The sequence below is a fragment of the Yoonia sp. R2-816 genome (assembly GCF_046762905.1).
Lineage (GTDB): Bacteria > Pseudomonadota > Alphaproteobacteria > Rhodobacterales > Rhodobacteraceae > Yoonia.
In genome coordinates this window covers 258,661-282,403 of the sequence record NZ_JBKQXN010000207.1, presented here as the reverse complement: position 1 = coordinate 282,403, position 23,743 = coordinate 258,661, and the positions used below count along the sequence as shown (strand labels likewise).

General features: G+C 59.0%; 26 protein-coding genes. 15 read left to right on the top strand and 11 right to left on the bottom strand.

What is annotated here, in order from left to right:
* Positions 1 to 32 precede the first annotated feature (32 nt).
* Positions 33 to 1,034 (bottom strand): type I glyceraldehyde-3-phosphate dehydrogenase, encoded by a 1,002-nt coding sequence (gene gap / locus ACFWW2_RS13735; protein WP_393928647.1) that lies wholly within the window; start codon positions 1,032 to 1,034, stop codon positions 33 to 35.
* A gap of 137 nt (positions 1,035 to 1,171) precedes the next feature.
* The gene (locus tag ACFWW2_RS13730) at positions 1,172 to 1,744 is read right to left on the bottom strand and encodes a DUF4329 domain-containing protein (protein WP_393928645.1); all 573 of its coding nucleotides are present in this window, start codon (positions 1,742 to 1,744) and stop codon (positions 1,172 to 1,174) included.
* Positions 1,745 to 2,027: 283 nt separating this feature from the next.
* On the opposite strand from ACFWW2_RS13730, the gene ACFWW2_RS13725 reads away from it, so the two are divergent.
* Positions 2,028 to 2,354 carry a BLUF domain-containing protein gene (locus ACFWW2_RS13725; RefSeq protein ID WP_393928644.1) on the top strand — a complete coding sequence of 109 codons (327 nt, stop codon included), beginning with the start codon at positions 2,028 to 2,030 and terminating at the stop codon, positions 2,352 to 2,354.
* A 52-nt stretch (positions 2,355 to 2,406) separates the two neighbouring features.
* Here ACFWW2_RS13725 and tkt read toward each other — a convergent pair whose 3' ends face one another.
* A complete protein-coding gene (gene tkt / locus ACFWW2_RS13720) occupies positions 2,407 to 4,425 on the bottom strand; it encodes a transketolase (protein ID WP_393928643.1) in 2,019 nt (672 codons plus the stop codon).
* Positions 4,426 to 4,677: 252 nt separating this feature from the next.
* Here tkt and ACFWW2_RS13715 point away from each other — a divergent pair, with 252 nt between their 5' ends.
* On the top strand, positions 4,678 to 5,142 hold the full coding sequence (locus ACFWW2_RS13715) for a hypothetical protein (protein ID WP_393928642.1): 465 nt from the start codon (positions 4,678 to 4,680) through the stop codon (positions 5,140 to 5,142).
* The gene (locus ACFWW2_RS13710) at positions 5,129 to 5,521 is read left to right on the top strand and encodes a cell division protein ZapA (protein ID WP_393928641.1); all 393 of its coding nucleotides are present in this window, start codon (positions 5,129 to 5,131) and stop codon (positions 5,519 to 5,521) included. Before ACFWW2_RS13715 ends, ACFWW2_RS13710 begins: the two co-directional genes overlap by 14 nt.
* An 18-nt stretch (positions 5,522 to 5,539) precedes the next feature.
* On the opposite strand, the gene grxD is transcribed toward ACFWW2_RS13710, so the two are convergent.
* The 6 genes from grxD to ACFWW2_RS13680 form a co-directional block, all read right to left on the bottom strand.
* The gene (gene grxD, locus ACFWW2_RS13705; protein ID WP_393928640.1) at positions 5,540 to 5,899 is read right to left on the bottom strand and encodes a Grx4 family monothiol glutaredoxin; all 360 of its coding nucleotides are present in this window, start codon (positions 5,897 to 5,899) and stop codon (positions 5,540 to 5,542) included.
* A 58-nt stretch (positions 5,900 to 5,957) separates the two neighbouring features.
* Entirely contained in the window at positions 5,958 to 6,203 is a 246-nt protein-coding gene (locus tag ACFWW2_RS13700) for a BolA/IbaG family iron-sulfur metabolism protein (RefSeq protein WP_393928639.1), read from the bottom strand.
* A 92-nt stretch (positions 6,204 to 6,295) separates the two neighbouring features.
* Positions 6,296 to 8,455, bottom strand: a complete 2,160-nt coding sequence (purL, locus tag ACFWW2_RS13695; RefSeq protein ID WP_393928638.1) for a phosphoribosylformylglycinamidine synthase subunit PurL — start codon at positions 8,453 to 8,455, stop codon at positions 6,296 to 6,298.
* A 59-nt stretch (positions 8,456 to 8,514) separates the two neighbouring features.
* Positions 8,515 to 9,135 carry a YdeI/OmpD-associated family protein gene (locus ACFWW2_RS13690; protein WP_393928637.1) on the bottom strand — a complete coding sequence of 207 codons (621 nt, stop codon included), beginning with the start codon at positions 9,133 to 9,135 and terminating at the stop codon, positions 8,515 to 8,517.
* A gap of 121 nt (positions 9,136 to 9,256) precedes the next feature.
* Positions 9,257 to 9,454, bottom strand: coding sequence for a CsbD family protein (locus ACFWW2_RS13685; RefSeq protein ID WP_393928636.1), 198 nt, complete (start codon positions 9,452 to 9,454; stop codon positions 9,257 to 9,259).
* 447 nt (positions 9,455 to 9,901) lie between these two features.
* On the bottom strand, positions 9,902 to 10,807 hold the full coding sequence (locus tag ACFWW2_RS13680; protein ID WP_393928635.1) for a LysR family transcriptional regulator: 906 nt from the start codon (positions 10,805 to 10,807) through the stop codon (positions 9,902 to 9,904).
* A 159-nt stretch (positions 10,808 to 10,966) separates the two neighbouring features.
* On the opposite strand from ACFWW2_RS13680, the gene ACFWW2_RS13675 reads away from it, so the two are divergent.
* Positions 10,967 to 14,383: an indolepyruvate ferredoxin oxidoreductase family protein gene (locus ACFWW2_RS13675; protein WP_393928634.1), complete on the top strand. Its 3,417-nt coding sequence runs from the start codon at positions 10,967 to 10,969 to the stop codon at positions 14,381 to 14,383.
* A 30-nt stretch (positions 14,384 to 14,413) separates the two neighbouring features.
* Here the strand turns inward: ACFWW2_RS13675 and ACFWW2_RS13670 are convergent, their stop codons facing one another.
* Positions 14,414 to 14,791: a hypothetical protein gene (locus ACFWW2_RS13670; protein ID WP_393928633.1), complete on the bottom strand. Its 378-nt coding sequence runs from the start codon at positions 14,789 to 14,791 to the stop codon at positions 14,414 to 14,416.
* Between the two features lie 110 nt (positions 14,792 to 14,901).
* Between ACFWW2_RS13670 and ACFWW2_RS13665 the strand changes: the two genes are divergently transcribed.
* From ACFWW2_RS13665 to ACFWW2_RS13615, 11 genes are all read left to right on the top strand, one after another.
* On the top strand, positions 14,902 to 15,804 hold the full coding sequence (locus ACFWW2_RS13665) for a lysophospholipid acyltransferase family protein (protein ID WP_393928632.1): 903 nt from the start codon (positions 14,902 to 14,904) through the stop codon (positions 15,802 to 15,804).
* The gene (locus ACFWW2_RS13660; protein WP_393928631.1) at positions 15,782 to 16,594 is read left to right on the top strand and encodes a glutamate racemase; all 813 of its coding nucleotides are present in this window, start codon (positions 15,782 to 15,784) and stop codon (positions 16,592 to 16,594) included. Before ACFWW2_RS13665 ends, ACFWW2_RS13660 begins: the two co-directional genes overlap by 23 nt.
* Positions 16,595 to 16,630: 36 nt before the next feature.
* On the top strand, positions 16,631 to 17,659 hold the full coding sequence (gene argC, locus ACFWW2_RS13655; RefSeq protein ID WP_393928630.1) for an N-acetyl-gamma-glutamyl-phosphate reductase: 1,029 nt from the start codon (positions 16,631 to 16,633) through the stop codon (positions 17,657 to 17,659).
* A complete protein-coding gene (gene ccmE, locus ACFWW2_RS13650; protein ID WP_393928629.1) occupies positions 17,656 to 18,126 on the top strand; it encodes a cytochrome c maturation protein CcmE in 471 nt (156 codons plus the stop codon). The genes argC and ccmE overlap by 4 nt, the downstream gene beginning before the upstream one ends.
* A gap of 44 nt (positions 18,127 to 18,170) precedes the next feature.
* A complete protein-coding gene (locus tag ACFWW2_RS13645) occupies positions 18,171 to 18,782 on the top strand; it encodes a holin-associated N-acetylmuramidase (RefSeq protein ID WP_393928628.1) in 612 nt (203 codons plus the stop codon).
* On the top strand, positions 18,773 to 19,291 hold the full coding sequence (locus tag ACFWW2_RS13640; RefSeq protein ID WP_393928627.1) for a holin family protein: 519 nt from the start codon (positions 18,773 to 18,775) through the stop codon (positions 19,289 to 19,291). The genes ACFWW2_RS13645 and ACFWW2_RS13640 overlap by 10 nt, the downstream gene beginning before the upstream one ends.
* Positions 19,284 to 19,487 (top strand): hemolysin XhlA family protein, encoded by a 204-nt coding sequence (locus tag ACFWW2_RS13635; RefSeq protein ID WP_393928626.1) that lies wholly within the window; start codon positions 19,284 to 19,286, stop codon positions 19,485 to 19,487. Before ACFWW2_RS13640 ends, ACFWW2_RS13635 begins: the two co-directional genes overlap by 8 nt.
* Positions 19,484 to 19,882, top strand: coding sequence for a hypothetical protein (locus tag ACFWW2_RS13630; protein ID WP_393928625.1), 399 nt, complete (start codon positions 19,484 to 19,486; stop codon positions 19,880 to 19,882). Before ACFWW2_RS13635 ends, ACFWW2_RS13630 begins: the two co-directional genes overlap by 4 nt.
* A gap of 75 nt (positions 19,883 to 19,957) precedes the next feature.
* Entirely contained in the window at positions 19,958 to 21,931 is a 1,974-nt protein-coding gene (locus ACFWW2_RS13625) for a heme lyase CcmF/NrfE family subunit (protein WP_393928624.1), read from the top strand.
* Positions 21,928 to 22,368 (top strand): cytochrome c-type biogenesis protein CcmH, encoded by a 441-nt coding sequence (locus ACFWW2_RS13620; protein WP_393928623.1) that lies wholly within the window; start codon positions 21,928 to 21,930, stop codon positions 22,366 to 22,368. The genes ACFWW2_RS13625 and ACFWW2_RS13620 overlap by 4 nt, the downstream gene beginning before the upstream one ends.
* 71 nt (positions 22,369 to 22,439) lie before the next feature.
* Entirely contained in the window at positions 22,440 to 23,216 is a 777-nt protein-coding gene (locus tag ACFWW2_RS13615; RefSeq protein WP_393928622.1) for an enoyl-CoA hydratase-related protein, read from the top strand.
* On the opposite strand, the gene ACFWW2_RS13610 is transcribed toward ACFWW2_RS13615, so the two are convergent.
* On the bottom strand, positions 23,213 to 23,710 hold the full coding sequence (locus tag ACFWW2_RS13610) for a DUF2087 domain-containing protein (protein ID WP_393928621.1): 498 nt from the start codon (positions 23,708 to 23,710) through the stop codon (positions 23,213 to 23,215). The two genes, ACFWW2_RS13615 and ACFWW2_RS13610, sit on opposite strands and share 4 nt — an antisense overlap.
* Between the last annotated feature and the right edge of the window lie 33 nt (positions 23,711 to 23,743).

The following is a 23,743-nucleotide window of genomic DNA, read 5'->3' as shown; positions in this document are numbered from 1 at the left end:
GTATCGGTCCCACGCCCACCGGATGTTCGGCGCTAGTGCAGCCGCCCCATTGCGCCGGCGACGTCGGCCATACGCGCGGAGAAGCCCCATTCGTTGTCGTACCAGGCCAGGACGCGGACGGTTTTGCCGCTGACGACCTTGGTCTGGTCAGGGGCGAAAATGCAGCTTTGGGTGGTGTGGTTGAAATCGATGCTGACCTTGGCCTCGGCGTCGTAGGCCATGACCATGCCCATGTAACCGGACGCCGCTTCGGCGACCACAGCGTTTACATCTTCGACGGTGACGGATTTGCCGGCTTCGAATGTCAGGTCGACCGCGCTGACATTGGGTGTGGGCACGCGGATCGCGGTGCCGTCGAGTTTGCCGGCGAGTTCCGGCAGCACCTCGCCCAGTGCCTTAGCGGCGCCGGTTGATGTGGGGATCATCGCCATGGCGGCAGCGCGGGCGCGATAGAGGTCATTGTGCCGCCGGTCCAGCGTGGGCTGGTCGCCTGTGTAGCTGTGGATTGTCGTCATGATGCCCCGTTCGATGCCTATGGCGTCGTTCAGGACCTTGGCGAGCGGGGCGAGGCAGTTGGTGGTACAGGAGCCGTTGGAGACCATGCGTTCTGTCGCGATCAGTTCCCGGTGATTGACCCCGTAGACGACGGTGCGGTCGACGTTTTTCGCGGGGGCGGAGATGAGGACCTTTTTGGCGCCCCGGTCGAGATGGATGGCCGATTGCGTGCCATCGTTGAATTTGCCGGTGCATTCGAGCACGACATCGACGCCGTCCCAGTCAAGCTCCGCCGGGTCGTAGGTGGACATGACGTCAATCGGACCGCGCCCAAGGTCGAGGCTGTTGCCCTTGACGGTCACGGGGTGGCCGAACCGGCCGTGGATGCTGTCGTATTTTAGGAGGTGGGCATTGGTTTCGATCGGTCCGGTGGCGTTGATCTTGACGACCTGGACGTCGTTGCGCGCCGCTTCGGTGATGTGCGCCAAGGTGCAGCGCCCGATGCGGCCGAAGCCGTTGATCCCGATTGTGACTGTCATTCCCGATCCCTCACGCCTTTTGTTTGACGCCAGCTATAGGGCTACGAAGCGGGGCGTGCTACGATAAAAGTGACTTATTGTCAGTATGTTAGCGTTAAAATTGGCTGGTTGCGCTAACCGTTGTCGCTAACACGATCCTAGCTTTGCAGCGCGCGTAGCTGATCCAGCGTGTAGCGGACCCCAATTGGGTTGCGCGGATCAGGCCGGAAGATCGGATCTTGCGCCAGACATCCGCGCCCGCAGAGCGTGATGGCTGTTCCGGTGTCCCCGTCGACCCGCCAGAACCGTCCGCCGGGCGTGCTGACGTAATCGTCCAATTCCACGTCCATCGCACTGACCGCGTCACTGATGGAGGGAACTTCGTTGAAGTAGTTGGGTAGATAGCCGCCATGGGTGTGATAGCTGGCAATCGCGTTGGCGGGGATGAAGCCAGCGACGCAGCTGTCGGCAGTGCCTGCCCGTGGTGCCGTGCCCACGACCTGGCCGTCCCGGTTGGCGACAAAGAACCCGCAGTATTCGCGCGATTCTGCAAAGGATCTTGGCTGCAAGGCGTTTAGAAAGCGTTGTGCATAGCTGTCGATGTCCGAGACCGGGGCAGGCGCAATATCGGGGCCGCTGATCGTTCGCCTTTCCAAGGCGGTGTTACAGCTGGCCAGCAGCGTAAGCACAAGAATAAAGCCAGAAATGCGCCTGTTTGAATGCCTGCTCATGTCACTATCTCTTTGAGATATTTATTATGTTTGCGATTCTCGTAGAGTTGGCGGGGCAGGGATAGCGAAAACCGGTGCCGGTCCGGCTGTCGGCGGATAAACGCCGATGGCTGGGATTTGTTGATATGCCCTGTCAGGACAGAACCGCACCGTTGGCGGGTAACGTATGGTCAATCCGGATTGCTATGTCATAGGACACAGGAACCGCCAAGTTGCCGTTTACAATTTCTTAACCTGATCCTAACTGAGACATTCTGCCACATCATGCAGTGAAGGGATTGAGATGATCAGAATACTTTATTTCAGCACCGCCCACGCGGATTTGGGTGATGATGGCGTAGAGGCGATAGTGGCCCAGTCACAAAAGGCCAATGCCGATCGCGGCGTGACAGGTGCTCTGGCTTATAATGGCCGGAATTTCTGCCAGGTCCTTGAAGGCGAAGAGCCTGTTGTCCGTGAATTGATTAAGACGATTGAGAAGGATCCGCGCCATGGCGGGTTCAAGATATTGGATGAAAAGCAGATCGAGAGCCGCTATTTCACAGATTGGACTATGAAGCGTGTGAGCGATCTGGATTTCGGTGAAGTCATCAATGCAATGAAAGCCTGAATAATCGGGCATCCGAAGAAAAGGCGACGGGACTAACCGTCGCCTTTTGTTGTTATTTGATCAGGGACTTGACCTTGTCAGCCGTGTCTTGTGCCGTGATCCCGAATTCTTCGAAGAGGCGCTCGGCCGGGGCAGAGGCGCCGAAACCGTGCATGCCGATGAAGCCGGATTTTTCGCGCTTGCCGCGTTCGCCAAATAACCAGCGGTCCCAGCCAAAGCGGATTCCGGCTTCGATCGCGACCCTTACCGGCCCTGCGGGCAGGACGCGTTTGCGGTAGCTTTCGTCCTGTTCTTCGAACAGTTCCCAGCATGGCATGGAGACGACACGCGTGCCGATTCCTTCGGCCTCCAGCAGATCGCGGGCGGCGAGGGCGACGCTGACTTCGGAGCCGGTGGCGAGCAGGATCGCCTGCCTTTTGCCTTCGGCATCGGCGAGGACATAGGCGCCCTGGGCCGTCAGGTTTTTCGTCTTGTGGTCTTTGCGCACTGTGGGAAGGCCCTGACGGGTCAGGCTGAGCACGGTTGGGGTTTTCTGTGAGGTCAGCGCCAGTTCCCATGCTTCGGCTGTTTCGACCGTATCGGCAGGCCGAATGACATTCACGTTTGGTGTGGCGCGCAGCATGGCGAGGTGTTCGACCGGCTGGTGGGTTGGCCCGTCTTCGCCAAGGCCGATACTGTCATGGGTCATAACATAGGTCACCGGCACGCCCATGAGTGCCGACAGCCGCATCGCCCCGCGCGCGTAGTCGGTGAAGCACATGAAGGTGCCGCCGTAGGGTTTGGTGCCGCCATGCAGCGCCATGCCGTTCATGGCCGCCGCCATCCCGTGTTCGCGCACGCCGTAATAAATGTAGCGGCCCTTGCGGCTGGCGGGGGTAAAGACGCCAAGATCACTGGTTTTGGTGTTGTTGGAGCCGGTAAGGTCAGCCGAGCCGCCGATGGTTTCCTTCATGATCGGATTGATCACTTCGAGCACCATTTCGGAGGATTTGCGGGTTGCGACCTTTGGCAATCCTTCGGTGACCTGCTTTTTCAGGGCGCGGATGGTGGCGCTGAGTTTTTTCGGTGCTTCGCCCGCGTAGGTCCGGTTGAATTCGGCCTGTTTGGTGGCGGAGAGGCTGGCGAAGCGCGCTTCCCAGTCTTTGCGGGTGGTTTCGCCCCGTGCGCCGATGGCTTCCCACTGTTTTTTGACATCCGGGTCGACCTCAAAATCGCCCATGGGCGCGCCATAGGCCTCTTTGGCGGCTTTGAGTTGATCCTTGTCGGTCAGGGCGCCGTGGCCCTTGGACGTATCCTGTGCGGCGTGACCCAACGCGATATGGGTTTTGCAGGCGATCATGGACGGCCGCGGGTCTTTCTTGGCCGCTGTGATGGCGGCGTCGATGGCTGCGGGGTCGTGACCGTCGATGGATTGGACGTGCCAGCCTGCTGCCTCGAACCGCTGCGGCTGGTCGGTGATATCCGCCATGTCGACGGTGCCGTCGATGGTGATGTTGTTGTTGTCGAAGAAGACGATCAGGTGACCGAGTTTCTGCATGCCGGCCAGACCGATGGCTTCGTGGCTGACGCCTTCCATCAGGCAGCCGTCACCAGCCATGACATAGGTATAATGGTCGACGATTTTCTTGCCCCAAGTGGCGCGCTGAATTTCCTCGGCAATGGCAAAACCAACCGAATTGGCGATGCCTTGGCCGAGGGGGCCGGTGGTGGTCTCGATACCGCGGGCATGCCCGTATTCGGGATGGCCAGCGGTGCGCGCGCCCCATTGGCGGAAATCCTTGATCTGTTGCAGCGGCATGTCTTCGTAGCCGGTCAGGTACATCAGGGAGTAAAGCAGCATGGAGCCGTGACCCGCCGACAGGATGAACCGGTCGCGGTCAGGCCAGTCCGGTGTCTTGGGGTCGAAGTTCAGATGTTTTTCAAAAAGGACCGTGGCGACATCGGCCATGCCCATGGGCATGCCGGAATGGCCGGAATTTGCGGCAGCGACCGCATCCAGCGTCAGGGTGCGGATCGCGGTGGCTTTCTTCCAGTGATCGGGGTGGGCGGTGCGCAGGGCTGCAATATCCAAGGGGGTAGGTTCCTGTTTACAAAGATGATCTTTTGGCTTGCCCTGCCTCATATCAGGCCCCCCCGCGAGATCAAGCATGCGGGCTAAGCTGTTCATTTTCTTGCCGCCTCTGCGTTTGCGGGCCTTTGGCGGATGGCTTAGGCTATCGGTAAAGAGGCACGATTCGGCTTTGCCGGATCATTTTCGACGCAGGCGGGGGCAGACCGCAGCGTTGCATGACCCCGGGGTGCCGGGGTGCGAAAGGACGGGCGGATGAGTGACATTAGTGCATTGGAAAGCCGGATTACGGCGGCGCTGGACCGGATCAGGCAGGGTATGGAGGCACGCGGTGGTGCGCCCCAGACGGACCTGACCGAAGCGCTGGAAAAGGAACGTGCGGCCAATGCCGAGCTGATTGAGCGTGTCCGTGCGCTGAAAGAGCGGCAGGATACCCAGGTGGCGTCATTGACCGAGCGGGTTGAGGCGCAGAAGGCGCAAATGGTCAAGTTGGATGCCGAATTGCAGCGCTTGCGGGCGTCAAACGCGCAGATGCGCGAAATGAATACCCAGTTGCGCGAGGCTGTGACCAAGGGGCTGGCCCCGGAACTGCTGGATCAGGCTGTGGCTGCGGAAGTGGAAGCCTTGCAGGCCCAACGGTCTGCCGATGCCGCTGAGGTGGATGCCATTCTGGCCGAACTGACCCCCCTGATCGAGGAGACATCCCATGCCGCAGGTTGAGATTGCGATTGGTGGCCGCAGCTTTGAAGTGGCCTGTCAGGATGGTGAGGAGCATTTTCTGCATTCGGCCGCGGCCATGCTGGATGCGGAGGCCGCGCATTTGTCTGAACAGATCGGCCGGATGCCGGAGGCGCGGATGCTGCTGATGGCGGGGCTGATGCTGGCTGACAAGACCGCTGGGCTTGAGGACAAGGTGCGCGAAGCCGAAGCCGAAGCCGCCAAGATGCGCGCGCAGATTGAGACGATGCAGGCGCAACCCGCGCCTGCGCCCGAGCGCGTCGAGGTTCTGGTGGTGCCCTCAGAGGTCACCGATACGCTGGCCGAAATTGCTGCGCGGGCCGAGGCGCTGGCCGATCAGGTCGAAGGGGGCGCATCCTAGCGCCCCCGCGCAGTGCGTTCAGCCGTTCGCTTCGCGGATCTTGTCGGCGGCGTCTTTGTCAAAGTTGATCCCGTGCTTGGCGAATTCGGCATCGAGTTCGCCAGAGAGCGTCATTTCGGTGATGATGTCGCAACCGCCCACGAATTCGCCCTTGATGTAAAGCTGGGGGATGGTGGGCCAGTCGGAATAATCCTTGATCCCTTGCCGGATGTCGTCATCGGCCAGCACGTTGATGTCGTGATATTCGACACCCATGAAGTTCAGCACCCCGGCCACGCGGGACGAGAAACCGCATTGCGGCATGGATTTGGTGCCTTTCATGAAGAGCACGACGTCGTTCTTCGTCACGGTTTCCTTGATCTGGTCTTGAGCTGTCATGGTTCTTCCTTTTGGGTTGGCGCAAAAGTCTTGAAAAGACTTTTGTCAAAATTCTTGTTTAAGAATTTTGCGGCTCGTCGGGGGCTTTCGTGGTGAGGCCAAGCGCGTGAATTTCGCCGCTATCGACCTTGGGTTTGATCACGGCCATCACGGCGCGTTGTTGCTGGATGCGGTTCATGCCGCGGAAGCTTTCGTCGATCACGAGTCCCTGGAAATGAACCCCGTCGTCGCCCTGGATTTCGATGACGGCATCGGGGAAGCTTTCGCGCAGCAGGGTTTCGATCTCATAGGCGGTGATGGGCATCTGGTTCCTCGTCTGTTGCGCTTAATCTAGGGGCGCCTGCGTCTGTGGACAAGCCGGAGCCTCCGGCGGGAGTGTTTTGGGAAGAAAGAAGATCAGGCCACCGCGTTTTCGAAGGATGTGCGGAAGATCCGGGCCAGGTCATCAAGTGGAGCGCTGTGGCTGCCATAGGTGATCTGATCACCGCCTGCCTTGCCGACTGTTGTCAGCGTGACCCCGGCCTGATTGGCAGCGACCATCAGCGCCTCGGCCTGATCGAAATTGCTGGCGATGAGGTACCGCGCCTGATCTTCGCCGAAAAGGGTTGGCGTATCTGCAACGTCGAGCGTGATGCCCACGCCGGCCTGTTCGGCCAGTTCGAACGCGGCCAGCGCGAGACCGCCATCGCTGAGATCGGTGCAGGCGGTGATCAGGTTCTGATTGGCGCGGATGAAATCGCCGTTGGTTTTTTCCGCCTCCAGATCGACTGGCGGCGCGTCACCTTCGACCCGCCCGAGGAGTTCGGCCAAGAGCGCTGACTGCCCCAGGTGCCCGTGGGTTTCGCCCAGAAGGAGCAGGATGTGCCCTTCGCGGATCTGGCCGGTGATCATGTGCTCGGGGTCGCCGATGATCCCGACGGCGCCGATGGTGGGTGTGGGCAGGATGCCCTTGCCGTCGGTTTCGTTGTAAAGCGAGACGTTGCCGGAGACGATGGGCATGTCGAGTGCTTTGACGGCTTCGCCGATCCCCTGGATCGCGCCGACAAATTGCCCCATGATTTCGGGCTTTTCGGGGTTGCCGAAGTTCATGTTGTCGGTGGTGGCCAATGGTGTGGCCCCGACGGCGGTGAGGTTGCGGTAGGCTTCGGCCACAGCTTGCTTGCCGCCTTCAACCGGGTTTGCCTTGACGTAGCGGGGGGTCACGTCGCTGGTGAAGGCCAGCGCCTTGTCGGTGCCGTGGACCCGCACGATGCCGCTGCCAGCGCCGGGCGTGCGGGCTGTGTCGGCCATGACTTGACTATCGTACTGTTCGTAAACCCATTGCTTGGCGGCGTAATTGGGGCTGCCAATCATTGCTTTCAGCCCATCGATGGGGTTCACGTCAGGCACGTTGCCAAGCGGGGCAGCGGCGGGTGTGGGCACCCATGGCCGGTCGTATTCAGGGGCGGAGCCGGAGAGCGTGGCCAGCGGCAGGTCGGCTTTGATTTCGCTATTATGTTCGACGATGAAACGGTCTTCGGCGATGGTTTCACCGACGATGGCGAAATCGAGGTCCCATTTCTCGAAAACAGCGCGGGCTTCGGCCTCAAGTTCCGGTTTGAGGACCATGAGCATGCGTTCCTGAGACTCAGAGAGCATCATTTCGTAGGCTGTCATGTTGTCCTCGCGCTGGGGGACTGCGTTGAGGTTGAGTTTGACGCCCAGGCCCCCCTTGTCACCCATCTCGACGGCTGAGCAGGTGAGGCCGGCCGCACCCATGTCCTGGATGGAGATCACGGCGCCGGTGGCCATGAGTTCCAGTGTTGCCTCCATCAATCGTTTTTCGGTAAAGGGGTCGCCGACCTGTACGGTGGGTCGTTTTTCCTCGATCGTGTCGTCGAATTCGGCTGACGCCATGGTGGCGCCACCGACGCCGTCGCGCCCGGTTTTGGCACCCAGATAGACGACGGGCATGCCGACGCCGGAGGCGGCGGAGTAGAATATCTTATCCGCGTCAGCGAGGCCTGCAGCGAAGGCGTTGACAAGGCAGTTGCCGTTATAGGCGGGGTCGAAACGGACCTCACCGCCGACGGTGGGGACGCCGAAGCAATTGCCGTAGCCGCCGATGCCAGCGACGACTCCGTTTACGAGTTGTTTGGTTTTGGGGTGGCTCGGTGCGCCGAAGCTGAGTGAGTTCATCGCGGCGATGGGTCGTGCGCCCATGGTGAAGACATCGCGGAGGATACCACCGACGCCGGTGGCCGCCCCTTGGTAGGGTTCGATGTAGCTGGGGTGGTTGTGGCTTTCCATTTTGAAAACAACGGCCTGCCCGTCGCCGATATCGACAACACCTGCGTTTTCGCCGGGGCCGCAGATGACCTGGGGGCCTTCCGTGGGCAGGGTGCGCAGCCATTTTTTGGAAGACTTGTAGGAACAATGTTCGTTCCACATGGCCGAAAATATGCCAAGTTCGGTGAAGGTTGGTTCGCGGTCGATGATCTGGAGGATGCGGTCGTATTCGTCGGGTTTGAGCCCATGGGCGGCGATCAGATCTTCGGTGATGGCTGGCTCTTGCATGACGTCCCCTTCGGCAGTTGCAGGTCCTTTAAGCGAAGGGGCGCGAAGGGGCAACGGGGTTAGCGTTCATTGAAGCCTTTGCCGACGAAGATGCGGTCGCGGCATTTTTCGATACGGGCGCTGCGCGTAGCGGATTGTTTGGCGTTGGCGATATGCAGGAAGTAGCCGCGTTGGCGGCCGGGGGTGAGGGCGGCGAAGGCCTCGGCCAGTTGGGGGTCGGCATCGAGTGCATCGGCAAGTTCAGCGGGCATCTCGCGCGTGTTTTCTGTGGGTGGGGGGGTGATGCCCTTTTCGGCATAGTCCATCGCCTCAGCCAGATAGCACCTGATCAGGTCAGCTTGTGCTTTTACTTGTGCGTTGTCGGTAAAGCGCAGCATGTCGGGATGGGAGGTATTTTTGCCTTGGCGTTCCAGCACGCTGTTGGGATCTTTCATCAGGGCGGCGTTGAAGAAACTGAGCCGGAAATTATTGCGGAACGCGCCAATGATCGCGATGTTGCGCCCTGCGTGCATGTAGCAGGGGTGGCCCCATTTGACGGTTTCGGTCAGGCCCGCGCTGCGACACAGTTCACGCAGGTCGCGCAAGCCCTGGTTCCAGACCTTGGTTGAACAATCGGGCGTGTCAAAATGGGTGCAGCGTCCGCAGCCTTTGGTGAAATAGTCGGCGATGTCAGTGATCATGGTGTGATCCGGGATGTTTCGGCGGAAAAACTAACACCACGGACCGGGTTCGCAAAATGAGAGGTCTAAAAACGCGTAAGCCGGGCGCGGGGCCCGGCTTGTTTACTGCTTTGAAGGCTGATCAGAGGCTGTTGATAAACTCGTCGACTTCTTTTTTCGCCTCTTCTTTCGACTTGCCGTATTTGGCCTGAATTTTGCCTTCGAGAGCTTCGCGGTCGCCCTCGACCTGGTCGACCTCATCATCGGTCAACTCGCCCCACTTGGACTGTACGTTGCCTTTGAATTGCTTCCAGTTGCCTTGGACCTGATCCCAGTTCATGACGCTCTCCTATTGTGTTGCGTTACTAGGACGAAACGCAGTGCTGACCGGATCGTTCCGATCAATCTGCCGATCAGGCAGAAAAAAGCCGGGCACAAGGCCCGGCGAAGTCCAACAGGGAGGTGAAGTTGATGAGCGTCTGAGCATCATCGCCTTCGAGAGATGAGATAGGGTGCGTTTTTTGACCATTCAAGAAAAAATCTGATTATTGGACTGCATTGCCGGTATGTGTTGCGTGCATGGCTCACACCTTTGGCGGGGTTTTGTTTGGGGTGCGTTTCGTATCCAAGTTGTGTGCGGTTAGATCGAATCGCCTGTTAATGCTTTGATTTCAGGCGATTGGTGCGGTCGGCGTTGCGTCGGACTTGTGTCGGCAAATCGTCGGGCACGTGTTTGCAGACCCCATGATGAAATGGGCGCGCGGTGCGGTGAGCTTTCTTCAAGAGGTCAGACGCCGACTGCTTCCCGCATCTTTTTGCGGTGGGCAAAGATTTCTTCCTGCACGAAGTCGCGGAAGGCGCTGATCCGTTTGGATTGCCGCAACTCTTCGGGGTAGGCGAGGAAAACGGGGACTTCGCCGGATTCCAGATCGGGCAGGACGCGCACGAGGTCGGGGAAATCTTCGGTCACGTAATCGGGCAGCACGCCGATGCCGAGGTTGTTGAGTACCCCTTGGAGCACCCCGAAATAGTTGTTCACCGTAAACAGGTTCGGGATGTCATAGGTGAGCAGGTGCTGGACCAGCGTGGCCCCGGCAGCGACCTGGATCGAGTTCAGGCTTTGGCAGAGCAGACGATGGTTGCTGATATCTTCGATCTTTTCGATCGGATTGTTCTTTTCCAGATATTCCCGCGAGGCGTAGAGCCGCATGCGCACGGACATTAGCCGTTTGCGGATCAGGTCAGCCTGGCTGGGTTCTTTCATGCGGATGGCAACGTCGGCCTCGCGCATGGGCAGATCCAGCACCCGTTCTTCGAGCATCAGGTCGATTTTGAGGTCGGGATATTGTTCATAGAGTTTGGGCAGGCGCGGAGCCAGCCAGAGCGTGCCGAAACCGGTGGTGGTGGTCACGCGGAGTTCGCCGAACACTTCCTCTTCACTGTCGCGGATACGGGCCGATGCGGCTTCGAGCCGTTTGTTCATGGATTTGGTGGCGTCGAACAGAAGTTCACCCTGTTCGGTCAGGATCAGGCCGCGCGCATGCCGGTGAAACAGGGTGGTGTTGAGTGATTCCTCTAGCGCCCTGATCTGGCGCGAGACGGCAGATTGCGACAGATGCAGCGTGTCGCCTGCATGTGTCAGCGATCCGGCGTCTGCGACGGCGTGAAATATTCTTAGTTTGTCCCAGTCCATTTTTTCCCGCCGTCATCAATGTTATCGCTATCTTTAGCAGATCATTACGCGAAGTGTGCAATTGGTTGCAAACGTGATGCGCGACAAAATTCCGCTTTGTAGGTCAGTAATTTTGACCTATAGTTGCGTCAAGTGATTTGACGCGCGGGGAGGTGCGAGATGACCCATCAGGATGTATCCCTGAACGACCGGTATGACCTATCAAAATCGCCTGTTTTGCTAAATGGCACGCAGGCGCTGGTCCGGTTAATGCTGATGCAGCGGGCGCGTGATGAGAAGGCCGGTTTGAACACGGCGGGCTATGTCACGGGGTATCGCGGGTCGCCGCTGGGCGCGGTTGATATGCAGATGACCCGGGCGAAGAAGGTGTTGGAGCCTGCGCAGGTGAAGTTTCAACTGGGTTTGAACGAGGACCTGGCAGCCACCGCCCTTTGGGGGTCGCAGCAGGCGGAACTGCGCGGCGAGGGCAAGTATGATGGCGTCTTTGGCCTGTGGTACGGCAAGGGCCCGGGTGTGGACCGCACCGGTGATGTGATGCGCCACGCCAATATGGCCGGTACGTCGCCCCATGGCGGGGTCATCATGGCGATGGGCGACGATCATACGGGTGAGAGTTCCACGACCTTGCATCAGTCGGATTGGGCGATGGTCGATGCCTATATGCCGATTGTGTCGCCAGCGGGTGTGCAGGAAATCCTCGACTATGGTCTCTACGCTTGGGAGTTGTCCCGGTATGCGGGGGTGTGGGTTGGTCTGAAGACGATGAAGGACACGATTGAGGTGACCTCGGTCGTGGATGGTGATCCGCATCGGTTGTCGTTTGTGACGCCAAAGATGGAATTGCCGGAGGGTGGGCTGAATATCCGTCTGGTCGATACGCCGCAGCTGCAAGAGGCGCGGATGATCGACCATAAGCGGTTTGCGGCAGAAGCGTTTTCGCGTGCAAACAAGATGGATCAGCGCAAATGGGGCAAGCCGGGGGCGAAGATCGGGTTTGTGGCCGCCGGTAAGAACTGGCTGGATTTGCAGCATGCCTTGTCGCTACTGAATATTGATGAGGCTGAGGCGGAGCGGCTGGGGATCACCACCTATAAGGTCGGGCAGGTCTGGCCGTTGGACATGGCGAGTTTCCATGAATGGGCTGAGGGTCTGGAGCTAATCGTCGTTGTTGAGGAAAAGCGCAAGCTGATCGAGGTGCAGGTCAAGGAGGCGATCTTTGATGATCGCCGTGAACGCCGGGTCTATGGCTGGCACAAGGGGGATGAGCATTCCGAAGGGCGGCGGGAAGAGATTTTCCCGACGCGGGCAGCACTTGATCCGATCTGGATTGCCGAAAAGCTGGGTGGGATACTGGTTGAGGAAGGCTGTGGATCAGACGGGGTGAAGGCGGGTCTTGCGCAGTTGAGTGAGGCGCGCCGGGCGGACAATGCGCCCGAGATCGCGGCGCGGTTGCCCTATTTCTGTTCGGGATGTCCGCATAATTCGTCGACCAAGGTGCCGGAAGGGTCGCGTGCCTATGCCGGGATCGGCTGCCATTACATGGTGCAGTGGATGGACCGGGAGACCGTTGGTTTCACCCAGATGGGCGGCGAAGGTGCCAACTGGGTGGGTGAGGCGCCGTTTTCGACACGTGATCATGTGTTCCAGAACCTGGGCGATGGGACGTATAACCATTCGGGGGTGCAGGCCATTCGCTTTGCGCTGCTGGCGGGCACGAATATTACCTACAAGATCCTCTATAACGATGCCGTCGCCATGACCGGCGGGCAGGGCAATGATGGCGGTCTGACCGCCGACCAGATCTGCCGCGAATTGCAGGCGATGGGGGTGCGGAATATCGCGCTGGTTTATGATGAGAAAGAGGATATCGATCTGTCCCTCTTTCCCAAGGGGCTGGATGTGCATGAGCGGGTGGATATGCCTGCGGTGCAGGATAAATTAAGCAAATACAAAGGTGTGTCGGCCATTGTGTATGTGCAGACCTGCGCGGCCGAGAAGCGCCGCCGTCGCAAGCGAGGTCAGTTTCCGGACCCGGACAAGCGGGTGTTTATCAACACGGATGTCTGCGAAGGATGTGGTGATTGCGGTGTGCAGTCGAACTGCGTATCGATTGTGCCGGTGGAGACGGAACTCGGCCGCAAGCGTGCGATTGATCAGTCGTCCTGCAACAAGGATTATTCCTGTGTGAAAGGGTTCTGTCCGTCATTTGTGACGATTGAAGGGGCCAAGATCAGGAAAGAGGCGACGGCGGACGTTGATCTGCCAGATATGCCAGAGCCAGAGCTGCCAGCGATTGAAGGCACGCATAACGTTGTGATTACCGGTGTGGGTGGCACGGGTGTGGTGACCATTGGTGCAGTCATGGCCATGGCTGCGCATATGGATGGCAAGGGGGCTGGCATGATGGAGATGGCAGGCCTCGCCCAGAAGGGCGGTGCTGTGCATATCCATTGCCGAATTGCCGAGAAGCCGAGCGATATCAATGCGATCCGCGTTGCAACGGGTGAGTGTGATGCGCTGATCGGGGGTGATCTGGTGGTCTCTGCCGGGTCCAAGACGATTGGGTTGATGAAGACCGGGCGGACGAAAGGTGTGGTGAACAGCCACGAGATCATCACCGGCGATTTCACCCGGAATACCGAGTTCAAGCTGCCCACCGATCAGTTGCAGGTGGCGTTGCAGGCGCGGCTGGGTGAGGGGCTGGCGATGTTTGACGCCTCTGATCTGGCGAAGGCGCTGTTAGGTGACAGTATCTATTCGAACATGATGATCTTTGGTGCCGCCTGGCAGATGGGGGCGATCCCGCTTAGCTATGAGGCGATTGTCGGGGCGATCCGGCTGAATGGCGCGGCGGTGGAGCGCAATATCCGCGCGTTTGAGCTGGGGCGGTGGGCCTATCTGCATCCGGAGGATGCGCAGGCCTTGCTGACGCCGAAAGTGGTGCAATTGCCGAAGTCACTGGAGGATAAGATTGCGTTCCGTGAGGCGCGCCTGGTGGACTATCAGGGCAAGCGGCTGGCCAAGCGGTATCGCAAGCTCGTGGATCAGTTTCAGGATGCCCCGCTGCGCGAAGCTGTGGCAAAAGGGTATCATAAGCTGTTGGCGTATAAGGATGAATATGAGGTGGCACGTCTGCTGACCGAGACGCGGGCGAAGGCGGAGGCAGAGTTTGATGGCGATCTGAAGCTGACCTATCATTTGGCGCCGCCGATGATTTCCAAGACTGGGCCGGATGGTCGCCCAATGAAGAAGGAATACGGCGCCACTATGGCGCGGATGTTCCCCCGGCTGGCGAAGCTGAAGTTCCTGCGGGGCACGCCGTTTGATCCGTTTGGCCGGACGGCGGAACGCCGGATGGAGCGGGCGCTGGTCAAGGAATATGAGAAGGATATGGCCGAAGTTTTGCAGATCGTCCGCCCGGATACGCGCGATGCTGCTGTGGCGCTGGCCGCGCTGCCGCTGGATATCCGTGGGTTCGGTCCGGTGAAGGAGGCCAATGCCCGCAAGGCCGCCAAGCGCCGCGAGGAATTGCTGGCGGTGCTGCGCGCTACACCGATGCAACAGGCGGCGGAGTGAATTATTGGATGATCGGCTCGCGCGTGGCTGTCACAGCAGACCACCGCGGGCGCATCTGACAACAACCAACCACTGATTTGCTTCTTCGGAATACCTGCTACCGGATCTGACCGTCGTCCCGCGTATGCAGTCAAAGCCTTCGACAGATACTTTTGCCGCTTCGGTGGCACGTCGCCGCGATTGGGCGAGGTTCCGCCCGTCCGGTGCCGAGACCAGAACGTAGTAGTCCGGTTCAAACACCTCAACGAAACCCATTGTTTTGAATACTTGCCCGCCTGTCACCATCACGGTTTGTTCCAGTTGGGAGACCTTACTGCTACCGCCAGTTTTGACGTAAGGCTCTACCGAGGCGCTGCAGCCGGCCAAAGCAAATGCGACGAGGGCCAAACGAATTTTGCGGAATTTCATGGATCAAATTTTACCTTTGGTTTCACTATGGGAAGCCTACTGACATGGGATTGTGATAACAACGCAGTAGTTTGAGTACTGTGCCGAGGTCAGTTGAAATTGGAGATGGTATGAAAAACCGCGAAGTTGCGCGCGATATCTCTTATGCCAGTTCGGTCAAGAGCAGGCGTGCGCGCGCCTTGGTGCGGGTCATGGAGAATGCCACGGGGCGGTTACGGCTGATCCGCAAGGCGCGCGGCTATGATCTGGATGTCGCTGCCGGCCAGGACTTCTGGGAAGTGATTTCAGGGCGTTATGGTCTGAAACTCGAGGTCGTTGGTGGGGCGCTGGAGAATATCCCCGCGACCGGCCCGCTGATTGTGGTGTCCAATCATCCGTATGGCATCCTTGATGGGTTGATGATGGGGCGTATCCTGTCGCAACGCCGCGATGGCGAGTTTCGGGTGTTGGCGCATCGGATCTTTCGCCGGTCACCTGATCTGGAACGGGTGATTTTGCCGATTTCCTTTGATGAGACGAAAGAAGCGGCAAAGCTGAATTTGGAAACGCGCGCAGAGGCGGTCCGTTATCTGAAGGATGGCGGCGCGATCGGGATTTTCCCGGGCGGGACAGTTTCCACCGCGGCCAAGCCGTTTTCGCAGCCGATGGATCCGGGCTGGCGCACGTTTACTGCCAAGATGATTGCCAAGTCGGATGCGGTGGTTGTGCCGGTATTTTTCGAGGGCGGGAACAGCCGGATTTTTCAGTTGGCGAGCCATATTCATGCGAATTTGCGGCTTGGTTTGCTGCTCCGCGAGTTCAGGGCCCGGATCAATAAACCGGTGCGTGTCGTGGTGGGTAAGCCTATCCCGACTGATCGGCTGGCCGCATTCAAAAAAGACCCAAAAGGGTGCATGGATTTCCTGCGTAAAGCCACGTATGAGTTGAGCCCAAAGCCCGTCGATGCAAGTCGCTTGGGCCATGAGTTTGAAGATAAATACAAGGTGCGTAATGGCCGTCGGGATATTCGATAGCGGGCTTGGGGGGCTGACGGTGCTGGACGCCGTGACGAAGCGTTTGCCCGATTTGCCGCTGGTCTATTTTGGTGACAGCGCCCATGCGCCTTACGGTGTGCGCGATGCTGATGACATCTATGATCTGACGACGCAGGCCACGCAGCGCCTGTTTGACGCCGGTTGTGATCTGGTGATTTTGGCGTGCAACACGGCCTCTGCCGCCGCGCTGCGCCGGATGCAGGAAGGCTGGGTGCCAGAGGGCAAGCGCGTGCTGGGTGTGTTTGTGCCGCTGATCGAGGCGCTGACCGAACGGCAGTGGGGCGATAATTCACCACCGCGCGAGGTCGCGACCAAGCATGTTGCATTGTTTGCGACGCCCGCCACGGTGTCGAGCCGGGCGTTTCAGCGGGAACTGGCGTTTCGGGCGATTGGCGTGGATGTGGAGGCGCAGGCCTGTGGTGGTGTTGTCGATGCCATTGAGGACGGCGATATGATTCTGGCGGAGGCGCTGGTGAAGTCGCATGTCGATGCGCTGAAGCGCAAGATGCCTGACCCGGATGCGGCTGTTCTGGGCTGCACCCATTATCCGCTGATGCATGATGCGTTTCAGGCGGCGTTGGGGCCGGATGTGAAGGTGTTTTCACAGGCGGATTTGGTGGCCGAGAGTCTGGCGGATTATCTTGAGCGGCATCCAAATATGACTGGGTCGGGTACTGAGAGCGCGTTTCTGACGACGGGCGATCCCGCGCGTGTGTCGAGCCGCGCCACACAGTTTTTGCGACGACAAATCACGTTTGAAGCTGCTTGAACCCTTCCAAAGACTTCATCCCAAAGGGATATCGATATGACCCATAATGTCGCCATTCTTGGCGCTTCTGGCTACACCGGGGCGGAACTCGTCCGGTTGATTGCCACACATCCGAGCCTGCAGATTGTCGGGCTTTCCGGAAACTCAAAGGCCGGGATGGCCATGGCCGAGGTGTTTCCGCATCTGCGCCATCTGGACCTGCCGCGTTTGACCACGATTGAAGAGATGTCGTTTGACGGGGTCGAGATCGTGTTTTGTGGATTGCCGCATGCGACGTCGCAACAGGTGATTGCTGGCCTGCCCGATCACGTTCGGATCGTGGATATGTCCGCTGATTTCCGGCTGCGTGACCCGGCGGATTATGAGAAATGGTATGGCAAGCCGCATGCGGCACCTGAATTGCAGAAGACGGCTGTGTATGGCCTGACGGAGTTTTATCGCGATCAGATCAGGGATGCCCGGCTTGTGGCCGGTACCGGCTGTAACGCAGCGACCGGCCAATATGCGTTGCGTCCGTTGATTGCGGCAGGCGTGATTGATCTGGATCAGATCATTCTTGACCTGAAAGCGGCAGTATCCGGGGCAGGGCGCGCCTTGAAGGAGAACCTGTTGCACGCGGAATTGTCAGAAGGGGCGCATGGTTATGCCGTTGGTGGCACGCATAGGCATCTGGGTGAGTTCGATCAGGAGTTTGCATTGGTCGCTGGTCGGCCTGTTCAAATCCAGTTCACACCACATCTGATTCCGGCCAACCGCGGCATTTTGGCCACCACCTATGTGCAGGGTGATCCGCAGGCCATATATGATACGCTGGTCGCGGTTTATGCGGCCGAGCCGTTTATTGAGGTACTTCCGATGGGACAGCATCCGTCGATCAAACATATCCGGGGCAGCAACTTTTGCCATATCGGCGTGGTGGCTGACCGGGTACCGGGGCGGGCGATTGTGATCGCCGCCTTGGATAATCTGACCAAGGGTTCATCCGGGCAGGCGTTGCAGAATGCCAACCTGATGCTGGGCCTGCCAGAGACGGAGGGGTTGATGCTGGCCCCGGTGTTCCCATGACGGGAGGTCTGAAATCGCTGAAAAAGCGTCGCCGTATTCAGGTGCTTTCGATTGCCGGTGTCTGCGTGGCGCTGGTGCTGGTGTTATTGGCGTTTCTGCCTGATGACAGTTTTCAGTTCTTCCGATCGCCGACTGAGGTGGCCGAAGCGCCGCCCTTGCCGACAGAGCGGTTCCGTATTGGCGGGCTGGTTGAGGAAGGGTCGCTGGTGCGTGGCCAGGGGGAGCAGATCAGCTTTGCCGTGACCGATGGTGGTGCGTCTGTGCCTGTTGTTTATACCGGTATCCTGCCTGATCTGTTTGAGGAAGGTCAGGGCATGGTGGCGCAGGGGAATTACGTCAATGGTCGCTTTGAAGCTGTTGAAATCCTTGCCAAACATGATGAAACCTACATGCCGGCAGAGGTGGTGGATGCCCTGAAGGAACAGGGCGTCTATCAGGCACCGGACGGTGAGGTTGTCACGAATTAACCAATTCCTCGCAGCTTTTGTGTTGTTGGGCATGAGGGCTGCGAATGCAAAGCGTTACAGAAATTGCGACCGAGATTGTCGCCCGCGAGGGTGGCTATGTGAATGACCCCGATGATCCCGGCGGGGCGACCAAATACGGGGTGACCATTCATACGATGCGCCGGTTGGGGCTCGATCTGGATGGTGACGGGGATGTTGACGAAGCTGACGTGAAGGTGCTGACCAAGGTCAAGGCCGTGTCGATTTTTGTCGAACATTATTTCCGCAAACCCAGGATCGATCAGCTGCCTGAGGTGCTGCATGCGACGGTGTTTGACATGTATGTCAATGCCGGGGCGAATGCGGTGAAGATCCTCCAGCGTTTGCTGGGTGATATGCGTATCCCGGTCAAGGTTGATGGTGTGATCGGGCCGCGCACTATTGCGGCGACTATGAAAGCGCTGGAAGCGGCCCCCAATCATTTTGTCGATGCCTACGGGATTGCGCGGCGGAACTATTACTATGATTTGGCCGACCGGCGGGCGAACAGCCGCAAATATGCCCGCCGCCGTGATGGTGGCAAGGGGGGCTGGATCTTGCGGGCGGAGGAGTTCATTGCCCCGCGCTATCACCTGACGGATGCGCAACATCGGCAGAGGGTGGCGGCATGGGGTTGATTACCGGATTGATGACGTTCCTGTTTGGTGGCGGGCGGAATGTCGTAGCGGAAACCGCAGAGGTGTTTCGCGAGAATGCCGAGAAAGGGGCCGTGCGCGAGGCCGAAGCCCGGTCGGAGAGCCTGCAGCAATTCGCGGCAGAATTCATGCATCCGCGTTGTGGTCTGTTTGATCGGATCGTTGATGCGATGAACCGGTTGCCGCGCCCGATGCTGGCGCTGGGAACGATCTGGCTGTTTGTGCTGGCGATGCAGGAGCCGGAGATGTTCATTGAAGGAATGCAGGGTATCGCGCTGGTGCCGGAGCCGCTCTGGTGGCTGATGGGGGCGATTGTCAGTTTCTATTTTGGTGCACGGCATCAGGCGAAAGGGCAGGATTTTCAACGCTCTGTCGCGCGAAGCTTGATCATGGCGCAGCATTTGAAGGCGCCCGTCGCGCCCGAGTATGCGCCGGAGGCTCCATCAGCACCGAATGCGGCATTGACTGATTGGCAGGCAAATCATGGATAACGATTGGGTTGATCAGCTTGAGCGGCGCATCATCGCGCTGGAGACACGCAATGCGGTCGATGAGGTGCATCGCGACAATGTCTCGGACCGATTGGGTGCGATTGAGGACACACTGAAATGGTTGGTGCGACTGATTATCGGCGGGTTGCTGATGGCCGCGCTGACCTATGCGGTGCAGGGAGGTTTCGTAAGATGACGAAGGTTTTGATTGGGGCCTGCGCCCTCGTCACGATTTTCTTTGCGACTGCGATTGGTGGACGGATTGAAGGCTATTTTTTCCCTGTTGCGACCCCCGGCGTGATCATTCGCTATGAGGCGGTCGGAGAGACGAGTACGCGGATTTGGGGCGATTCAGCCCGATTGCGTCATTGTTCTTTTGATCATCTGGTCTGGTATCTGGGTGATGAAGCGGACAATGCCCGTGCTGATCTGGTGTTTGAAGAAGGCACCAAGGTGCGTCCGGGCGGCCGGTTCTCTTTTGGCCCGTGGCTGGTGCAACTGACACCAGAGCAGCTTTTGGGCCGATCTTACGCGGTTGTTTATCATCGCTGCCATGCGCTTTGGCTGACGGAAACCCGTTTCTACGGCTGAGGCGTGCCAAAATGTAGCGTCGATTTGACCGGGCAGCTATGTTGCCCGGTTTTGCTTTGCGCTATGACTGGGAACATGTTGAACGAACTTGGACATTTTGCGCTGATTCTGGCCTTTGGTGTCGCCATTGTGCAGATGATTGTGCCGATGGTGGGCGCGCATCGCGGCAATGCCGGGTGGATGGCGGTGGCTGAGCCTGCGGCGACAACGCAGTTTCTGCTGGTCGCGTTTTCGTTTGCGGTGCTGACCTGGGCCTTTGTGACCTCTGATTTCTCGTTGCAGTTGGTCTATGCCAACTCGCATACTGACAAGCCGATGATCTACAAGATCACGGGTGTTTGGGGGAACCATGAAGGGTCCATGCTGCTGTGGATGCTGATCTTGGCGCTGTTCGGGGCCTGTGCGGCGTGGTTTGGCGGCGGCTTGCCGGCCCGGTTGCGGGCCCGTGTTCTGGCAGTGCAGGCCTCGATCGGGGTCGCGTTTTTCGCGTTTATTCTGTTCACTTCGAACCCGTTTTTGCGTCTTGCGGAACCACCATTGAACGGTCGGGACCTGAACCCGCTGCTGCAGGACCCCGGTTTGGCGTTTCATCCGCCGTTTTTGTATCTTGGCTATGTCGGACTGAGCATGTCGTTTTCCTTTGCCGTGGCCGCCCTGATCGAAGGGCGCGTTGATGCGGCATGGGGCCGCTGGGTGCGTCCATGGACGCTGGCCGCATGGATGTTCCTGACAGTGGGGATCGCGTTGGGGTCCTGGTGGGCCTATTACGAATTGGGCTGGGGCGGTTTCTGGTTCTGGGATCCGGTTGAGAACGCATCATTCATGCCGTGGCTGATCGCCGCTGCGCTGCTGCATTCGGCCATTGTGGTGGAGAAACGCGAGGCGTTGAAAAGCTGGACCATCCTGCTGGCCATACTGGCGTTTGGTTTTTCGCTATTGGGCGCGTTTATCGTGCGCTCTGGTGTGCTGACGTCCGTGCATGCCTTTGCCAATGATCCCGAAAGGGGCATCCTTATCCTGATCATCCTGGCGATCTTTCTGGGTGGTGCGTTGACCCTTTTTGCGGTTCGCGCAGGGACGATGGAGGCCAAGGGGGTGTTTTCTACGGTCAGCCGCGAAAGTGCGCTGATCCTGAACAATATTCTACTGGCGGTGAGTTGTTTCGTAGTTTTCATTGGCACGATCTGGCCATTGGTGGCGGAGATGCTGTTTGACCGCACCCTATCAGTTGGCCCGCCGTTCTTTGATGCGGCCTTTACCCCGTTCATGGTGGCGCTGGCGATTGTCTTGCCGTTAGGGTCGATTCTGGCCTGGAAGCGGGGCACCTTAGGGCGTGCTGCGAAACCTTTGATGGGCTGGTTGATCCTGGCGGTGGCCATGGCCGCGCTCGCCTACGCGATCCAGAGTGGGAATTCCGCGCTTGGTCCGATTGGTGTGGCGCTGGGTGTCTGGGTTGTTGGTGGCGCGATTGCTGATCTGTGGATGCGTAGTGGCCGCGACGGGTGGCAGACCCGGCTGCGCCGCATGACCCGCCTGCCGCGTGCCGATTGGGGTAAGGCCACGGCGCATATCGGGATGGGCGTTACGATTTTTGGTATTGCGGCCATGCTGGCCTGGGAAAAGGAAGATATCCGCGTGGCCATGGTCGGCGACCGCTGGGCTGTGGGACAGTTTGAATTCCAACTGGATGATGTTGCGCAGACGCGCGGGCCGAATTACCTGACGACGATGGCTGATATCTCGGTCTGGCGGGGGGACCAGCAAGTGACGTTGCTGCGCCCGGAAAAGCGGTTTTATCCAGTGGCGAATATGCCCACGACAGAGGCTGCGATTGCCAATGGTGTGCTGCGTGACCTTTATGTGGTGATCGGAGACCCACAGGAGCAGGGCGGCTGGGCCGTGCGGGTTTATATCAAACCTTTTGCCAACTGGATCTGGGGTGGTGCGATCCTGATGGCGCTGGGGGGGTGTTTCTCGCTGTCTGACCGGCGTTTGCGCGTTGGTGCCGCCGCTGCCAAGAAGGTCCCCGACGCGGTGCCTGCGGAATGAAGCGGCTGTTAGTAGTCCTGATGTTACTGGCTGCCCCGCTTTGGGCGGTGGAGCCGGGTGAGATGCTCGATGATCCGGTGCTGGAGGAACGCGCGCGAGACCTGTCACAAGGACTGCGTTGCCCTGTGTGCCGCAATGAAAGCATTGACGAGAGCAACGCGACATTGGCCAAGGAGCTACGCATCGTACTGCGCGAGCGGCTGGTTGCGGGTGATACCGATGAGCAGGCAGTGAATTTCATGGTCGCGCGGTATGGCGAATATGTGCTTTTGCGCCCCGATGCGCGCGGCGCCAATCTGATCTTGTGGCTTGCCGCCCCGGCGCTGTTGTTGATCGCGCTGGGGATCGGCTGGATGACTATTCGCAGCCGCAAGCCGGTGCCTGATGCGCTGACCGATGCCGAAAAGGCGGAATTGGACAAAATATTGCGGTCGTGACGCAGTGTAGGGCTTTCCTGAACCGATCAGTTCATTAGGGTGTCGCCAACGCATTGGAACAGGGAAAGCCCATGGACTATCAGGCCATTACACTTGTGATCCGCAATTCGGTTGCCGTAATCACGCTGAACCGCCCCGCATTGATGAACGCGCTGAACACGCAGATGCGCGCCGAGATCACGCATGCCGTCAAGGCTGCTGAAAAGGATGCGCGGGTGCTGATCATGACCGGCGCGGGCACGGCATTTTGTTCAGGGCAGGATCTGGGCGATGCCGGATCGGCGGCGACACTGGATCTGGAACGGACGCTGCGCGATGAATACGTGCCGATGCTGAAGGCGATTTTTGATTGCCGTATTCCGACGATTGCGGCGGTGAACGGCCCTGCTGCTGGTGCGGGTGCCAACCTTGCGCTGGCCGCCGATGTCGTGATCGCGTCAGAGGATGCGTATTTCGTTCAGGCATTTACCCGGATCGGCCTGATCCCGGATGCCGGTGGCACCTATTGGTTGCCCCGCCAGATGGGGGCGGCCAAGGCGATGGGGGCGGCCCTGTTTGGCGACAAGGTGTCGGCCAAGGATGCTGCCGCCTGGGGCATGATTTATGAGACCGCACCGGCGCAGACATTCCTAGAGCATGTGCAGGGGCGGGCGGCGCAATTGGCCCAGGGGCCCACGGTTGCCTATCGTCAATTGAAAAAGGCGATCCGCGGGTCGTTTGAGAATTCGCTGGACGAGCAACTGGCCCTTGAGGCCAAGTTGCAGGGCCGTTGCGGCCAGACCCGTGATTTTCAGGAAGGCGTGATTGCGTTTCTCGAAAAGCGGCCTGCCAAGTATGAAGGCCGCTAGATTGCTGCGATGAGGGCGCGGGCATCCTCTGGTGGTGCCTGTTCGATCCGCCGATAGGTTTTTCCGTCAATGGTGCGTTGCACAAGCCGGTGGTCGATCAGCGACCGCCGCAGCAGGGCATGGTCACCAAAGCTGTGGCGGGATTTCAGCAGCGCGTTGACCTCTTTCTCGGTCATGTCACGCCGCGCGGGCAGGGCGGCCCAGAAGGCCCAAAGGCACAGCCCCTGGACCGCTGTCTGTTTGGGCCAGCGGGTCATGATACCCTGATCAAAGACCCTGAGTGCCTTTTCCAGCCTTTTACTGTCTGTTGGTTTGCATGCTGTAGGCTTGGACGCCTTCAGGTGTTGGAAATTGTCGTAGCCTGCGGCCTGCGCGACCATGGATAACATGGAGGCGTGGGTTGGCAGACCGTCATGGCGTTGCAGGCGGGTTCGCAACGCCTTGGTGAACGTTGACAGGTCGGGAATGGTAATTGTCTGGATTTCGCGTGGCATGATCTGGCCTTTCCTGAAAGTGCCGGACCCCGT

Bases quoted from the DNA above. Each gene is read 5' to 3' on its own strand.
- gap (WP_393928647.1), bottom strand. From the start codon at position 1,034: ATGACAGTCACAATCGGGATCAACGGCTTCGGCCGCATCGGGCGCTGC.
- ACFWW2_RS13730 (WP_393928645.1), bottom strand. From the start codon at position 1,744: ATGAGCAGGCATTCAAACAGGCGCATTTCTGGCTTTATTCTTGTGCTT.
- ACFWW2_RS13725 (WP_393928644.1), top strand. From the start codon at position 2,028: ATGATCAGAATACTTTATTTCAGCACCGCCCACGCGGATTTGGGTGAT.
- ACFWW2_RS13715 (WP_393928642.1), top strand. From the start codon at position 4,678: ATGAGTGACATTAGTGCATTGGAAAGCCGGATTACGGCGGCGCTGGAC.
- ACFWW2_RS13710 (WP_393928641.1), top strand. From the start codon at position 5,129: ATGCCGCAGGTTGAGATTGCGATTGGTGGCCGCAGCTTTGAAGTGGCC.
- grxD (WP_393928640.1), bottom strand. From the start codon at position 5,899: ATGACAGCTCAAGACCAGATCAAGGAAACCGTGACGAAGAACGACGTC.
- ACFWW2_RS13700 (WP_393928639.1), bottom strand. From the start codon at position 6,203: ATGCCCATCACCGCCTATGAGATCGAAACCCTGCTGCGCGAAAGCTTC.
- purL (WP_393928638.1), bottom strand. From the start codon at position 8,455: ATGCAAGAGCCAGCCATCACCGAAGATCTGATCGCCGCCCATGGGCTC.
- ACFWW2_RS13690 (WP_393928637.1), bottom strand. From the start codon at position 9,135: ATGATCACTGACATCGCCGACTATTTCACCAAAGGCTGCGGACGCTGC.
- ACFWW2_RS13685 (WP_393928636.1), bottom strand. From the start codon at position 9,454: ATGAACTGGGATCAGGTCCAAGGCAACTGGAAGCAATTCAAAGGCAAC.
- ACFWW2_RS13680 (WP_393928635.1), bottom strand. From the start codon at position 10,807: ATGGACTGGGACAAACTAAGAATATTTCACGCCGTCGCAGACGCCGGA.
- ACFWW2_RS13675 (WP_393928634.1), top strand. From the start codon at position 10,967: ATGACCCATCAGGATGTATCCCTGAACGACCGGTATGACCTATCAAAA.
- ACFWW2_RS13670 (WP_393928633.1), bottom strand. From the start codon at position 14,791: ATGAAATTCCGCAAAATTCGTTTGGCCCTCGTCGCATTTGCTTTGGCC.
- ACFWW2_RS13665 (WP_393928632.1), top strand. From the start codon at position 14,902: ATGAAAAACCGCGAAGTTGCGCGCGATATCTCTTATGCCAGTTCGGTC.
- ACFWW2_RS13660 (WP_393928631.1), top strand. From the start codon at position 15,782: ATGGCCGTCGGGATATTCGATAGCGGGCTTGGGGGGCTGACGGTGCTG.
- argC (WP_393928630.1), top strand. From the start codon at position 16,631: ATGACCCATAATGTCGCCATTCTTGGCGCTTCTGGCTACACCGGGGCG.
- ccmE (WP_393928629.1), top strand. From the start codon at position 17,656: ATGACGGGAGGTCTGAAATCGCTGAAAAAGCGTCGCCGTATTCAGGTG.
- ACFWW2_RS13645 (WP_393928628.1), top strand. From the start codon at position 18,171: ATGCAAAGCGTTACAGAAATTGCGACCGAGATTGTCGCCCGCGAGGGT.
- ACFWW2_RS13640 (WP_393928627.1), top strand. From the start codon at position 18,773: ATGGGGTTGATTACCGGATTGATGACGTTCCTGTTTGGTGGCGGGCGG.
- ACFWW2_RS13635 (WP_393928626.1), top strand. From the start codon at position 19,284: ATGGATAACGATTGGGTTGATCAGCTTGAGCGGCGCATCATCGCGCTG.
- ACFWW2_RS13630 (WP_393928625.1), top strand. From the start codon at position 19,484: ATGACGAAGGTTTTGATTGGGGCCTGCGCCCTCGTCACGATTTTCTTT.
- ACFWW2_RS13625 (WP_393928624.1), top strand. From the start codon at position 19,958: ATGTTGAACGAACTTGGACATTTTGCGCTGATTCTGGCCTTTGGTGTC.
- ACFWW2_RS13620 (WP_393928623.1), top strand. From the start codon at position 21,928: ATGAAGCGGCTGTTAGTAGTCCTGATGTTACTGGCTGCCCCGCTTTGG.
- ACFWW2_RS13615 (WP_393928622.1), top strand. From the start codon at position 22,440: ATGGACTATCAGGCCATTACACTTGTGATCCGCAATTCGGTTGCCGTA.
- ACFWW2_RS13610 (WP_393928621.1), bottom strand. From the start codon at position 23,710: ATGCCACGCGAAATCCAGACAATTACCATTCCCGACCTGTCAACGTTC.